13 protein-coding genes are annotated in these 14524 nt (G+C 64.9%); 3 read left to right on the top strand and 10 right to left on the bottom strand.

What is annotated here, in order from left to right; all coding sequences use genetic code 11:
- Positions 1–75: 75 nt before the first annotated feature.
- The 10 genes from VSR68_RS21445 to VSR68_RS21400 all read right to left on the bottom strand — a co-directional run bounded on the left by VSR68_RS21445 (position 76) and on the right by VSR68_RS21400 (position 9544).
- A complete protein-coding gene (locus tag VSR68_RS21445; protein WP_342941746.1) occupies positions 76–234 on the bottom strand; it encodes a hypothetical protein in 159 nt (52 codons plus the stop codon).
- Between the two features lie 96 nt (positions 235–330).
- Positions 331–792 (bottom strand): peroxiredoxin, encoded by a 462-nt coding sequence (locus VSR68_RS21440; protein ID WP_342941745.1) that lies wholly within the window; start codon positions 790–792, stop codon positions 331–333.
- Positions 793–985: 193 nt separating this feature from the next.
- The gene (locus tag VSR68_RS21435) at positions 986–1882 is read right to left on the bottom strand and encodes a polysaccharide deacetylase family protein (protein ID WP_342941744.1); all 897 of its coding nucleotides are present in this window, start codon (positions 1880–1882) and stop codon (positions 986–988) included.
- Positions 1883–1894: 12 nt separating this feature from the next.
- Entirely contained in the window at positions 1895–2941 is a 1047-nt protein-coding gene (locus tag VSR68_RS21430; RefSeq protein WP_342941743.1) for a bifunctional UDP-4-keto-pentose/UDP-xylose synthase, read from the bottom strand.
- A complete protein-coding gene (locus VSR68_RS21425; protein ID WP_342941742.1) occupies positions 2938–3873 on the bottom strand; it encodes a formyltransferase in 936 nt (311 codons plus the stop codon). Before VSR68_RS21425 ends, VSR68_RS21430 begins: the two co-directional genes overlap by 4 nt.
- The gene (locus VSR68_RS21420) at positions 3870–4946 is read right to left on the bottom strand and encodes a glycosyltransferase (protein WP_342941741.1); all 1077 of its coding nucleotides are present in this window, start codon (positions 4944–4946) and stop codon (positions 3870–3872) included. The genes VSR68_RS21425 and VSR68_RS21420 overlap by 4 nt, the downstream gene beginning before the upstream one ends.
- Positions 4947–4964: 18 nt before the next feature.
- Positions 4965–6116 (bottom strand): DegT/DnrJ/EryC1/StrS aminotransferase family protein, encoded by a 1152-nt coding sequence (locus VSR68_RS21415; RefSeq protein WP_342941740.1) that lies wholly within the window; start codon positions 6114–6116, stop codon positions 4965–4967.
- A gap of 315 nt (positions 6117–6431) precedes the next feature.
- Positions 6432–6803, bottom strand: a complete 372-nt coding sequence (locus VSR68_RS21410) for an SMR family transporter (protein ID WP_090862102.1) — start codon at positions 6801–6803, stop codon at positions 6432–6434.
- Positions 6804–6875: 72 nt separating this feature from the next.
- Positions 6876–8714, bottom strand: a complete 1839-nt coding sequence (locus tag VSR68_RS21405) for a glycosyltransferase family 39 protein (RefSeq protein WP_342941739.1) — start codon at positions 8712–8714, stop codon at positions 6876–6878.
- Positions 8715–9169: 455 nt separating this feature from the next.
- On the bottom strand, positions 9170–9544 hold the full coding sequence (locus tag VSR68_RS21400) for an Mth938-like domain-containing protein (protein WP_342941738.1): 375 nt from the start codon (positions 9542–9544) through the stop codon (positions 9170–9172).
- Between the two features lie 698 nt (positions 9545–10242).
- Between VSR68_RS21400 and VSR68_RS21395 the strand changes: the two genes are divergently transcribed.
- Genes VSR68_RS21395 through thrC form a run of 3 tightly spaced genes read left to right on the top strand, consistent with a single transcriptional unit; the run spans position 10243 to position 14383 of the window.
- Positions 10243–11490, top strand: a complete 1248-nt coding sequence (locus VSR68_RS21395) for a pyridoxal phosphate-dependent aminotransferase (RefSeq protein WP_342941795.1) — start codon at positions 10243–10245, stop codon at positions 11488–11490.
- A gap of 57 nt (positions 11491–11547) precedes the next feature.
- Complete coding sequence (locus VSR68_RS21390) at positions 11548–12879, top strand: homoserine dehydrogenase (RefSeq protein ID WP_342941737.1); 1332 nt, start codon at positions 11548–11550, stop codon at positions 12877–12879.
- 52 nt (positions 12880–12931) lie between these two features.
- Positions 12932–14383, top strand: coding sequence for a threonine synthase (gene thrC, locus VSR68_RS21385; RefSeq protein ID WP_342941736.1), 1452 nt, complete (start codon positions 12932–12934; stop codon positions 14381–14383).
- Positions 14384–14524 lie beyond the last annotated feature (141 nt).

The following is a 14524-nucleotide window of genomic DNA, read 5'->3' as shown; positions in this document are numbered from 1 at the left end:
CACAGTTCTTCGCCGCCTGCCGCAAACTGTCGTGCGTCGTGCGCTCGCAATTTGCGTCCGGTGGCGCGTGTCGGATTAGTAATGCCGGTTCGCCTGGTTTTCGATCGGCTCCTTGACGAAAGTGCGCTGCGAACGACGCGAACTGCTGCGCGCAATTAAAAAAGCCGCCGCCCCGGCAAACGGGGCAAGCGGCTCGACCTGGGTGATCGCATCACGCCTGATGACCCGCCTCATTGCCGTACCGTCAGCGACGACAATGACGCGATCTGCAGCGCAACTGCGCGAAAAATTAGATGAACAGGCACTCATTGCGGCCCAATATAACGCGCCTCAAAGCGCTTGTACAGCCTCCAGGATCTCGTCGACATGGCCCGGCACCTTCACGCCGCGCCATTCGTGGCGCAATACGCCTTCACCGTCGATGACGAATGTGGAGCGCTCAATACCCCGTACTTCTTTGCCATACATTTTCTTCATTTTCATGACGCCGAAGAGCGTGCACAGCGTTTCGTCAGGGTCCGATACCAAGGTAAACGGCAGTTCGAGCTTGGCCTTGAAGTTATCGTGCGAACGCACGCTGTCGCGCGACACGCCGACGATCTCCGCGCCCGCCTTCCTGAACTTCGGATACAGGTCGCGGAACTGCAGGCCTTCCGTCGTGCAGCCCGGCGTGTTGTCTTTCGGATAGAAATACACGACGACGTTTTTTCCGCGCAGGCTGGACAGCGTGAAGTCGCCGCCCGTTGCGGGGGCGGTGAAGTCGGGAACGGGTTGATCGACTGCGATGGGCACGTGGTCCTCCGGTTGTTATCGTGATCGGCAGCCGCGACGGCGATCTGCCTGAACGCTTTCTTCTGGGTTGCTTGGGTGCTTCGGGGCGGCTCCCGGACAGGAGCGCTGCGGCGTGGCGTGCCGGCTTGCTGCTGGCTTGCAAAACGGGCGCGCAATCGGAGGACGACCAACGATGCCCACCTTCGTCGCATGGCTAGCCGGGCTGAACGATCAGCTCGCCGGAGCGGCCCGGGATCTCGCCCCACGTCACAGGGTACGACGGCAGTGTGTCACGGTCTAGCGCGGCGTGATAATCGCCCATCGTCGCGAACGTGTGGCCTTGCGCGCGCCAGCCGGCGAGCAGTTGCTCGAACACAGGCGCGAGCTTCTGGCCTTCGAGTTCCGCGTGCAGCGTGAACACCTGGTCGTGCGGGTTGTGCTCGGTGCGCTTGAGCAGCCACGCGGCGACGTTGTCCGTGTCGATGCCGTCGATGCCCAACACTTCGTCGAGCGTCGGCAGCGTGGTCGGCATCTGCACATGCGAGAGCGTGCGGCCGCCGACGACGGGGAAGTACGGCGTATGTCCGCGCCCATCGGACGCGTACTGCATGCCCCATGCGTCGATCTGCTCGAACGCGTGTCCGTTCATCTGCCAGCCGGCCGCGCCGTGCGTGACGGGCGGCATGCCGAAGATGTCGACGAAACGGTCGTGGCTCTTCTGCATCTGCGCGATGGTCCAGTCGCGCGGACGCGAACGCACGTTGTCCTGCCAGTAGACGTGATCCCACGTATGAATGCCGCATTCGAAGCCGGCTTCGTGGATGGCGCGCATTTCCGGGCGGGTGCGCGCGCCGATGTCCGGTCCGGGCAAGAGCACGCCGTACATCAACTGCTTCACGCCGTAGTGCTCGACCACGGACGTGCGCGACACCTTCTTCAGAAAGCCCGGCCGCAGCACGCGCCGCATCGCCCAGCCGGTGTGGTCGGGGCCGAGGCTGAAGAGGAACGTGGCGCGCGCCTTGTAGCGGTCGAAGATGCGCGCGAGATTCGGCACGCCTTCACGCGTGCCGCGCAGCGTATCGACGTCGATCTTCAGGACGATCAAGGCCAAGAGCGGCAGCCCTTACTGTTGTTCGACGAGCGCGCGCGCCTCGGCGACATGGCCGCGGTACGCTTCGAAAATCTTGCGCAGTGCTTCGTCGAACGTCGACTGCGGCGCCCACGCGAGTTCCTGCATCGTGTTGTCGATCTTCGGCACGCGGTTCTGCACGTCCTGATAGCCCGCGCCGTAGTACGCACCCGACGACGTCTCGACGAGCTGCACCTTCTTCGCCGAATCCGCGTACTCGGGGAATTCGGCCGCGAGCGCCAGCATCTTGTGCGCGAGCTCGCGCACTGAGAAGTTGTTCTTCGGATTGCCGATGTTGTAGATCTTGCCCGTCGCGACGCCGCCCTTGTTCTCGATGATCTTCATCAGCGCGCTGATGCCGTCGTCGATATCGGTGAACGCGCGCTTCTGCGCGCCGCCGTCGACGAGGCTGATGTTCTCGCCGCGCACGATATGGCCGAGGAACTGCGTGACCACGCGCGAGCTGCCTTCCTTCGGCGTATAGATCGAGTCGAGGCCCGGGCCGATCCAGTTGAACGGACGGAACAGCGTGAAGTTGAGGCCTTCCATGCCGTAGCCCCAGATCACGCGGTCCATCAGCTGCTTCGAGCATGCGTAGATCCAGCGCGGCTTGTTGATCGGGCCGTAAGTGAGGGCGGATGCGTCCGGGTCGAACTGCTCGTCCGAGCACATGCCATAGACTTCGGAAGTGGACGGGAACACGAGGTGCTTGCCGTACTTCACGGCCGAACGCACGATGGGCAGGTTTGCCTCGAAGTCGAGCTCGAACACGCGCAGCGGCTGCTGCACATACGTTGCGGGCGTGGCGATGGCGACGAGCGGCAGGATCACGTCGCACTTCTTCACGTGATACTCGACCCACTCCTTGTTGATCGTGATGTCGCCCTCGAAGAAGTGCATGCGCTCGTGGTTGACGAGATCGCCGAGGCGCTCCGTCTGCATGTCCATGCCGAACACTTCCCAGTCGGTCGTTTCGAGAATGCGCTTGGACAGGTGATGGCCGATGAAGCCGTTCACGCCCAGAATCAGGACTTTTTTCATGCGTTACGGGAAGATTGAGTGAGCTGGGTGAATTCGGCGGGGGAGACGACGCGCTCCTGGCCGTCGCGCTGATGCCGCAATTCGTGGATGGCGATGACGCGGCCGTCGCCGCATGTCGCAAAAAAGCCATTATCGCCTACGTGGACGCCGGGCGGCAAATCCGCGCCGGCCGCGCCGGGCTGGGCCAGCCGCGCCCGCGCAATGACGAACCGCTCGCCGCCGATGTCCGTGAACGCGCCCGGATACGGCGGCGCGACGGCGCGAATCAGGTTGTAGACCTGCTGGCCGCCCTGGCTGAAGTCGATGCGCCCGTCCTCGGGCTTGCGTCCGCCGAAATAGCTGCCGTGCGCGAGATCGTTCGGCAGATGCGGCGCTTCGCCCGCGAGCAGCGCGGGCAGCGCGCGCCACAGCGTCTGCTCGGCGGCGACCGTCACCTTGTCGAAGACCTGCGCGGCCGTGTCGTCGGGCAGGATCGGGACGGGCGTTTGCGCAATGATCGCGCCCGCGTCGGGCTTCGCGCCCATTTCGTGCAGCGTCGCGCCCGTTTCGGTTTCGCCGTTGAGCACGGCCCAGTTGGTCGGCACGCGCCCGCGATATTTCGGCAGCAGCGAGCCGTGCACGTTGTACGCGCCGCGCGGCGCGACGGCGAGCAGATCGACGGGCAGCATGTGCCGGTAGTAGAACGAGAAGATGAAGTCGGGCTGCGCGTTGACGACGAGCGAGCGCAACGCCGGGCTCTTCGGATCGGCGGGCGTCACGACGGGAATGCCGTGCCCGGCGGCGACGGACGCGACGCTGCCGAACCAGATGTTCTCGGTCGGATTGTCTTCGTGCGTGACGACGAGCGCGACGTCGACGCCGCGCGCGAGCAGCACCTGCAGGCAGCGCACGCCGACGTTGTGGTAAGCGAATACGACGGCGCGCGGCTTCATGTGCTCGGTCCCTGATCGGCGCTGATGGCCTGCGCGGAGTGCGTCGACTGCCCGCCTTGCATGCCTTGCGTGTCCTGACCGGCCGGCTGGCGAGGCTGCGTCGGCATGGGGTCGCCTTCGCGCTGCTCGAGAATGGTTTGCACCAGATAGCGCGGACGCGCGCGCACCTGCTGATAGATTCGCCCGATGTATTCGCCGAGCAGGCCGAGCGCGAAGATGATTACGCCGAGCATGAAGAACGTGATCGCGAACAGTGTGAACACGCCTTGAACTTCCGCGCCGATGATGAAGCGGCGAATCAGCAGCAGCACGAAGAGGCCCGCCGAGCCCATCGACAGGATCACGCCGATAAACGACAGCCATTGCAGCGGCACGACCGAGAAGCCCGTCACGAGGTCGAAATTCAGGCGGATCAGACTGTAGAACGAATACTTTGATTCGCCCGCGAAGCGCTCTTCGTGCGCGACTTCGATCTCGACGGGATTCTGCGCGAACGTGTACGCGAGCGCGGGAATGAACGTGTTGATTTCGCCGCAGCGGTTGATCGTGTCGATGATATGGCGGCTGTACGCGCGCAGCATGCAGCCCTGGTCGGTCATCTTGATGCGCGTGATGCGCTCGCGCAGACGGTTCATCGCGAGCGACGCCTTGCGCCGCCACAGGCTGTCCTGGCGCTGCATGCGAATGGTGCCGACATAGTCGTAGCCTTCGCGCATCTTCGAGCACAGCTTGCCGATTTCCTCAGGCGGATTCTGCAGATCGGCATCGAGCGTGACCACGATCTCGCCACGCGACTGCTCGAAGCCCGCGAGAATCGCCATGTGCTGTCCGTAGTTGCCGTTCAGCAGAATCACGCGCGTCGTGTCGGGACGGGCCCGGAACTGCTCCGCGAGCAGCGCCGCCGACCGGTCGCGGCTGCCGTCGTTGATGAAGATCACCTCGTAGCTCGTGCCGAGCGCGTCGAGGGCCGGGTACAGGCGCGAGAACAGCGCGCCGAGTCCCGCCTCCTCGTTGTACACGGGGATGATGACCGAGAGTTCGGGGGCGACCGGGCGTGGGTCCGTGTGATTCATTTCCGCTGGGTTTCCGCTTTATTGACCGTATTGTTGGCAAATTTCGTTCACCGCGCGGCACACGCGCTCGACATCGCCTTCCGTCATCTGCGTGAAGAGCGGCAGCGTGACCGTGCTCGCGCCATAGTGCTCCGCATGCGGGAACATGCCTTCCCTGAAGCCGCGCGCGCGGTACAGCGAGAACAGGTGGATGGCCGGGTAGTGCACGCCCGTGCCGATGCCGCGCTCCTTCAGTTGCTCCATGAAGCCCGCGCGGCTGATCGACAGGCGCGCGAGCGGCAGCGTGACGAGGAACATGTGCCAGTTGCTGTTCTCGAAGTCGGCGAGCGGCAGGCCCATGCCGAGCCTCGCGGCCGCGCCGCCTTCAAAGCCCGCGAAATAGGCGCGCGCGAGCGCGTGGCGCTGTGCGCGGAAGCGCTCGATGTGCGGCAGCTGGCCAAGGCCGACGCGCGCCGCGACGTCCGTCAGGTTGTACTTGCCGCCGAGCAGCTCGCAGTCCATGCCGTCGAAGCCCGTGCGCACGATGCCTTGCAGGCGGTACTTCTGCGCGAGGACGGCTTCCTCCTCGTTGTTCAGCACGAGCGCGCCGCCTTCGATCGATGTCAGGTTCTTGTTCGCGTGGAAGCTGAACGACACGATGTCGCCGAGCTTGCCGATGCGCTCGCCTTTCCACGTCGAGCCGAACGCCTGCGCCGCGTCTTCGATCACGCGCAGCTTGTGCGCGCGGGCGATCGCGTAGAGACGGTCCATGTCGACGGGCAAGCCCGACAGGAAGACGGGAATGATCGCCTTCGTGCGCGGCGTGATCGCCTTTTCCATCAGGTCCAGGTCGATGTTGCGCGTCGCCGGGTCGATATCGACGAACACGGGTGTCGCGCCGACCTCGATGATCACGTTGCTCGTCGCGACCCACGACGCCGGCGTTGTGATGACTTCGTCGCCGGCTCCGACGCCCGCGATGCGCAGGCCGATTTCCAGCGTCGCGGTGCCCGAGTTGAACGTGCGCACCGGGCGGCCGCCGCAGTATTCCGACAACGCCTTTTCGAACGCCTGGTTCTGCGGGCCCGTCGTGATCCAGCCGGAGCGGAGCACGTCGGCAACACCGCGGATCGTTTCTTCATCGATCTCGGGACGAACGAACGGCAGGAACGGAACAGATGACTGGGTCATGGATGGTTATGCTCGATATAAAAAGGGCACGGTCTGACACAATACTGACAATCGGCTTAATTCAAGCTTAAACGCCGCGCCTACGTTGTCGGCGCCTCGATGCGGCGGCGATAATGTGCGACTTCCGCACCAATGTCCAGTGCTCGAAACAATTCAAGAGACATTAGCAGACGGGAACGGGCTTGCCAGGGGATTATTCTGCGGCGGAGCAACGTCGGCAGCGCCGACGATGCCCATCGTGCGCGATCGCCCCCGTAGCGCGCGATCACGCCGCCTCGCCACGCCTCACGCCCGCCGTTTCCATCAGCGTGCCCATCAACTGCGCGCGACGAGGAACACACCCACCAGGATCACGCCGATGCCGACGAGGCGCTGCGCCGACAGCACTTCGCCGAACAGATACCACGCAGCAAACGCGTTTACAACATAGCCCAGCGACAGCATCGGGTAGGCAATCGACACATCCACGCGCGACAGCCCGACGATCCACACGACGACGCTCAGCACATAGCACGCGAGCCCGCCGATGATGGGCAGCTGCGTCGCGATCCTGAACCCGATCGGGATGATGTTGGCGACGGTGAAATCGAAGTGGCCGACGGCGTTCGTGCCGGCCTTCAAGAGCAGCTGGGCCGTCGCGTTCAGCGCGACGCCCGCAAGGATGCAAAAGAGCGAAATCGGATTCATCGAATAGACGTTTGGGTGAGGGAAGCGGTCATCGCTGCCGCGCTCGCCGCGTTCATTGCGCGTTCACTGCGTTCACTGCGTTTGCTGCGGCCCGGAGGCCGCCTGCGCCGCGCCGGGTTGCGCGACGGCTGGCGCGGCGGCGCCTTGCTGCGCGCCCGCCTGTTCGGAGCCTGGCTTCTCGACGATCACACGCCGGGCGTCGCGCGCGACGACGGTCATCGGCAAGTGCTGCGCGCTGAGTTCCTCGTAGCGCTCCGGCGACATCAGCGCCAACGCGTAGCGGTCGGCTTTCCAGCGCTCGATCCATTGCGGGATCGTCGGCACCCATTTTTGCGGTTCGACCGACACGCCGAAGGCCAGTTCGTCCGCATGCTCGACCATGATCATCGTGTGTCCGATGTAGAACGGCACCGTGTGGTCGAGCACGCCGACCGAGTAGAACGGCGTGTCGGCGGGCAGTTTCGCCAGTTCAGCCTTCACGGCGGGAGCGAGCGGCGCGCCCGACGACAGCCGGCCGAACGCGTCGTGCCCCGTGCCGGCGATCACGGCGAGCAGGACCCATCCGAAGCCGAAGATCGTGGCGGCGCCGAAGAGGCCCGCGCCAGCGGCCCGCGCGCCGTTTTGCGCGCCCGCCTGCAGCACAGCGGACGAGCCGTTTGCGGCGCGGCGCGTGCGCCAGTTGAGCCAGATCGCCGCGAGAGTCAGGACAAAGCCGACGGCGAGCGCCGCGTACACCCAAACGCGGAATTCGAGGTACAGCGCATTCGGGTTGCGCTTGTCGCCCAGATGACCGAGGAACACCGCGCCGAATCCCGCCGCGACGAGAAATACCGCGTAGCCCGTCAGATGTCGGTGGAACTGCTCGCGCGTGACGAGGGGCAGGTACAGGCCGATCACGAGCGCGATCGGAGGCGCGATGGGCAGCGTGTACGACAGCAGCTTCGAATGCGACGCACTGAAGAACAGGAAGATGAAGACCGTCCACACGAACAGCATCGTCACGGGCGAGAAGCCATTCGCCTGGCGCGGCATGCGCAGCGCGTTGCGCACGCTCTGCACGCTCACCGACAGCCACGGCAGGAAGCCGACGATCAGCACGGGCACGAAGTAATAGAACGGGCCGGGGCGGTTCTGCTCGGGCGTCAGATAGCGCCTGAACTGCTGGACGATGAAGAAGAAGTTGAAGAATTCGGGGTTGCGATCCTGCACGATCAAGAACCACGGCGTGACGATCGCGAAGAACACGATCAGGCCGCTCACGAGATACAGGCGCTTCCAGATCGCCCCGTCGCGCGAGATCAGCGTGTAGAGCACGAGAACGGCGCCCGGCAGGATCAGGCCGATGAGCCCCTTCGACAGCACGGCGAACGCCATCGACGCCCACACGACCCACATCCACAGCCGCTGCTCACGCGACGCGAGACCCGGACGCTGCGCGAGCAGCAAGCCGAAGAGCGTCAGCTCCATCCAGAACGACAGGCCCATGTCGAGCGTGTTGAAGTGGCCCATCAGGTTCCAGTACGGCGAGCTTGCAAGCACGAGAGCGGCGAACAGGCCCGTCGCGGCGTTGAACACGCGCGCGCCCGTGTAGCCGATCAGCAGCACGCCCGCGAAGCCGGTGAGCGCGGTATAGAGACGCGCCTGCCACTCGCCGATGCCGAACCACGCAAACGACAGCGCATTCGCCCAGGTTTGCAGCGGCGGCTTCTCGAAGTACTTGTAGCCGTTGTAGCGCGGCGTGATCCAGTCGCCGGTGACGAACATCTCGCGCGCCATTTCGGCGTAGCGGCCTTCGTCGCTCGGCAGCAGATGGCGCCAGCCCAGCGGCACGAACCAGATCACGGCCAGCGTAAGCACGAGCAGCAGGACCGTCGTGCGATTGAGCGTCAGCCCGGACGGCTTGTCGTTCATGTGTTGTTCAACCCTTCTCGGCGCCGCTCGCGCGGCTTCGTTCTTATCTCGACCGGACGGGGGTCCGGTTGTTGCGGTGCGTCCAGCGGGTGCGCGGCGTGCATCGCCCGGCCGGTGAGCCGGCGGGCGCCAGGCGGCGCGCGTTGTCGGCACGTTATCGACGTGTTCTCGACGCGCTATCGGCCCTTTATCGGCCCCTTAGCGGCCCGTCACGCGGAGCAGCCGCCGATTCTCCATCGGCGACGCTTATGACACCCTTATCTCCGCAGCTTTGCGGCAGCCGCCTGCTCCCGCTCGCGGGCAGGCCGTTGCGAGCGCGTCATCCGATGCGGTGCGGCTGCCGGAACGCGCGCAGGCGCGCAGTGTACTTGATCCGCGTGACACGCCCGTCAAAAGGTGCCGGTGTGCCGCGCGAAACGCCGTTCAGCGCTCGGCCCGATGCGCCGCGAGTGCCGCTAGCCTTCGATCAGCAGCGCGGCGGCGACCTTGCGGCCTTCCGCCATCAGAATGTTGTAGGTCCGGCAGGCGGCCTTGAAGTCCATCGTTTCGACGCCGATCCGCTGGGCCGCGAGGGCGGCCGTGAGGCGCGGATGCGGAAAGCGCAGGCGCTCGCCGCTGCCGAATATGACGACTTCCGGCGCCGGTTCGATCAAGAGCGCGAAGTGCTCGGGCGAGAGGGCCTCGAACGACGACACCGGCCAGCTCATGACGGGACCTTGCGGCAGCACGATGATGCTGCCCGTATGACGTTCGAGATTGATTTCGACATAGTCGGCGCCGTAACCCGTGACGGTGTTCAGGGCGCCGCTCGAATCCTGGTGTAATTTCAAACTGGTTTTCCGTGGTCGTCGTAAGGCATGCACTGCTTGCGCCGTGTGTCGCGTTTCGACCGGCAGGCGCGAAGACGGGTTCAACTCGCCGGTTCGTGCGCGGCCTCAATGCGCGGCTTCAATGCAGGTCGATGCCTCGTGCGCGGGCATTCTGGCCTTGCGTGGTGCATTGCGGAAGTTGCCCAATATCCGCTAAATTATAACTTTTTAGCCGCCCGGTGGCTCCCCTCGAGGTCCGCGCGCTGCCACAAGCCGCGCCCGCAAGGCTGGCGACTGCGCCCGCCGTCCATAGTGGGGTGCCCGGAACGCGCCGGCACAGGCGTCAACGAGACGCCCGCTTGCGCGTCGACTGGGGTGTCGACCGAGGCGTCCGAAGTGTCGGCAACGCGCGCGTAATAGCAGCAAAGCAGGCAGCAAAGCGGCAGCGGAGCGTCCAGCAAAACGCTGGCAACCCGCGAGCCGTATGTGCAAGCAGAGCGCGCCAGCAATACGCGCGCCGTGCCGATGCCGTACGCGACGACGCACCAGGCGGCATGTCCGCGCCCGCTCCGCCGCTCGATGGCCGCGCGCGCCGCGCCGCCCGTGTTCCGCACGACGCCCTGCGCCGGCCCGCCGGCCGGTTGCGCAAACCCAGTCCTCATGGCTTGCCCGCTGCATGGGGCGCAGCCCAGTGGTCCCGCTCATTTACCCAGGATGAAGTGCCCGTCGTGAAACCGATACTCAAATCAAACAAGCTGTTGAACGTCTGCTACGACATTCGCGGGCCCGTTCTCGAACACGCGAAGCGCCTCGAAGAAGAAGGCCATCGCATCATCAAGCTGAACATCGGCAATCTCGCGCCGTTCGGTTTCGACGCTCCGGACGAAATCATCCAGGACATGATCCGCAATCTGCCCGACTCGTCGGGCTATTCGGACTCGAAGGGCGTGTTCGCGGCGCGCAAGGCGATCATGCATTACGCGCAGCAAAAGGGCGTCGTGGGCGTCGAGCTGGACGACATCTACATCGGAAACGGCGCGTCCGAGCTGATCGTGATGGCGATGCAGGCGCTCCTCAACGACGGCGACGAAGTGCTGCTGCCCGCGCCTGACTATCCGCTTTGGACGGCGGGCGTGAGCCTGTCGGGCGGCACGCCCGTGCACTATGTGTGCGACGAATCGAACGCGTGGATGCCCGACCTCGACGACATCCGCGCGAAGATCACGCCGAACACGAAGGCGATCGTCGTGATCAACCCGAACAACCCGACGGGCGCGCTGTACTCCGACGAACTGCTGCTCGCGCTGATCGGGATTGCGCGCCAGCACGGCCTCGTCATCTTCGCGGACGAGGTCTACGACAAGATCGTCTACGATGGCAAGAAGCACACGTCGATGGCCGCGCTGTCCGAGGACGTGCTGACGGTCACGTTCAACAGCCTGTCGAAGAGCTACCGTTCGTGCGGCTATCGCGCGGGCTGGATGTGGGTGTCGGGGCTGACGGGCGAAAATCGCCGCCGCGCGAAAGACTACTTCGAAGGCCTCGGCATTCTCGCGTCGATGCGCCTGTGCCCGAACGTGCCCGGCCAGTACGCGATCCAGACGGCGCTCGGCGGCTATCAGAGCATCAACGATCTGATTGCGCCGGGCGGGCGGCTCTACAAGCAGCGCCAGCTCGCGTACGACATGCTGACGGCCATTCCGGGCGTGACCTGCGTGAAGCCCGAGGCGGCGCTGTACATGTTCCCGCGCCTCGATCCGAAGCTGTATCCGGTCGAGAACGACCAGCAGTTCATCCTCGATCTGCTGCTGGAGGAGCGCGTGCTGCTCGTGCAGGGCAGCGGTTTCAACTGGAAGGCGCCGGATCACTTCCGTGTCGTGTTCCTGCCGAACGTCGACGATCTCGCCGATTCGATCCACCGGATCGCGCGCTTCCTCGACGGCTATCGCAAACGCCACGCGGCCTGAGGGCGCGCATCAGCGCCCGAACCGATTTTCCACTCTCTCACTAGACACACACGCTGCATGGAACCGATCAAAGTTGGACTGCTGGGCTTCGGCACGGTAGGCAGCGGCACCTTCACGGTACTGCGCCGCAACCAGGAAGAAATCAACCGACGCGCGGGCCGCGGCATCGAGATCGCGCGCATTGCCGTGCGCAATCCCGCGAAGGCCACGGCGGCGCTCGGCGGCGAGGCGGGCACGGTCGCGGTCACTGACGACTTCGGCTCGGTCGTCGACGATCCGTCGATCGCCATCGTCGCGGAAATGATCGGCGGCACGGGCATCGCGCGCGATCTCGTGCTGCGCGCGATCAACAACGGCAAGCACGTCGTGACGGCCAACAAGGCGCTGCTCGCCGTGCACGGCACGGAAATCTTCGAGGCGGCGCGCGCGAACGGCGTGATGGTCGCGTTCGAAGCGGCTGTCGCGGGCGGCATCCCGATCATCAAGGCGCTGCGCGAGGGCCTCACGGCCAATCGTATCCAGTACATCGCGGGCATCATCAACGGCACGACGAACTACATCCTGTCGGAGATGCGCGACCGCGGCCTCGACTTCGCGACGGCGCTCAAGGCCGCGCAGGAACTCGGCTACGCGGAAGCGGACCCGACCTTCGACATCGAAGGCGTCGACGCCGCGCACAAGGCGACCATCATGAGCGCGATCGCGTTCGGCGTGCCCGTGCAGTTCGACAAGGCCTACGTCGAAGGCATCAGCAAGCTCGCCGCGATCGACATCCGGTACGCGGAAGAACTGGGCTACCGGATCAAGCTGCTCGGCATCACGCGGCGCAGCGACAAAGGCATCGAGCTGCGCGTGCATCCGACGCTGATCCCCGGGAAACGCCTGCTCGCGAACGTCGAAGGCGCGATGAACGCGGTCGTCGTGCACGGCGACGCCGTCGGCACGACGCTGTACTACGGCAAGGGCGCGGGCGCGGAGCCGACGGCGTCCGCCGTGGTCGCCGATCTCGTCGACGTGACGCGCCTGCACACGGCCGACCCCGAGCACCGCGTGCCGCATCTGGCGTTCCAGCCGGACCGTCTGTCGAGCACGCCGATCCTGCCCATCGACGAAGTGACGAGCGGCTACTACCTGCGTCTGCGTGTCGCCGACGTGACGGGCGTGCTGGCCGACATCACGCGCATCCTCGCGGACACGGGCATTTCGATCGATGCGCTGCTGCAAAAGGAATCGGAGCAGGTCGACGTGTCGAAGAAGGGCGAGACCGACATCATCCTGATCACGCATGAGACGGTCGAGAAGAACGTCAACGCGGCGATCGCGAATATCGAGGCGTTGAAGACGGTCGTGTCGAAGGTGACGAAGCTGCGCATGGAAGCGCTGAACTGACGCACGCAAAGCACACGACGCACGACACGCACACTCGCAACGAGGCAAGCTCATGAACTACATTTCCACGCGCGGCGCCGGCATCGGCGAGCGCCACACGTTCTCCGACATCCTGCTCGGCGGTCTCGCGAAGGATGGCGGCCTGTATCTGCCGGCCGAATATCCGCAGGTATCAGCGGATGAACTCGCGCGCTGGCGCGCGCTGCCGTACGCCGATCTCGCGTTCGAGATCCTGCGCAAGTTCAGCGACGACATTCCCGTCGAAGACTTGCGCGAGCTGACGCGCCGCACGTACACCGCGCAGGTGTACTGCAACGTGCGCGACGAAGAGAACGCCGCACAGATCACGCCGCTGAAGACGCTCGGCGTCGAAGACGGCGCGCCGCTGTCGCTGCTCGAACTGTCGAACGGTCCGACGCTCGCGTTCAAGGACATGGCGATGCAACTGCTCGGCAACCTGTTCGAGTACACGCTCGCGAGGCACGGCGAAACGCTGAACATTCTCGGCGCGACGTCGGGCGATACGGGCAGCGCCGCCGAATACGCGATGCGCGGCAAGAAGGGCATTCGCGTCTTCATGCTGTCGCCGCACAAGAAGATGAGCGCGTTCCAGACGGCGCAGATGTACAGCCTGCAAGACCCGAACATCTTCAACGTGGCGATCGACGGCGTGTTCGACGATTGCCAGGACATCGTCAAGGCCGTGTCGAACGATCACGCGTTCAAGGCGCAGCAGAAGATCGGCACGGTCAATTCGATCAACTGGGCACGCGTCGTCGCGCAGGTCGTGTACTACTTCAAGGGCTACTTCGCGGCCACGAAGCGCAACGACGAACGCGTGTCGTTCACGGTGCCGTCGGGCAACTTCGGCAACGTCTGCGCGGGGCACATCGCGCGGATGATGGGGCTGCCCATCGAAAAGCTCGTCGTCGCGACGAACGAGAACGACGTGCTCGACGAATTCTTCCGCACGGGCATTTACCGCGTGCGCAGGTCGTCGGAGACGTATCACACGAGCAGCCCGAGCATGGACATCTCGAAGGCGTCGAATTTCGAGCGCTTCGTGTTCGATCTGCTCGGCCGCGATCCGAAGCGCGTGCTGCAACTGTTCCGCGACGTCGAAGAAAAGGGCGGCTTCGATCTGCAGGCGAGCGGCGATTTCGCGCGCGTGCAGGCGTTCGGCTTCGTGTCGGGGCGCAGCAGCCACGACGACCGCGTCGAGACGATTCGCGACGTGTTCCAGCGCTACGACACGATGATCGACACGCACACGGCCGACGGCGTGAAGGTCGCGCGCGAGCACCTGCAGGCGGGCATTCCGATGATCGTGCTGGAGACGGCGCAGCCGATCAAGTTCGGCGAGACGATCCGCGAGGCGCTGGAGCGCGAGCCGGAGCGTCCCGCGGCGTTCAGCGGGCTCGAAGACCTGCCGCAGCGCTTCGAAGTGCTGCCGAACGACGCGCAGCGTGTGAAGGACTTCGTCGCGGCGCATACGGGGGCTTGAGCGGGTGCGGGGTGCTATGGTGCGACCACCAGCTCCATAGCGCCCGGTCACACAGACGGCGCACGTTCATCGACGTGCGCCGTTTTGTTTTGCGGCGCGTGCCGATCCGCGCAACCATCCCGCAGCCATTCGTCACGTCCC

Origin of the sequence: Paraburkholderia phymatum (assembly GCF_038900715.1) — a bacterium.
Taxonomy (GTDB): Bacteria; Pseudomonadota; Gammaproteobacteria; order Burkholderiales; family Burkholderiaceae; genus Paraburkholderia; species Paraburkholderia phymatum_A.
The sequence above is the reverse complement of the archived record's forward strand: the minus strand, read 5'-3'. Positions and strand labels throughout refer to the sequence as shown.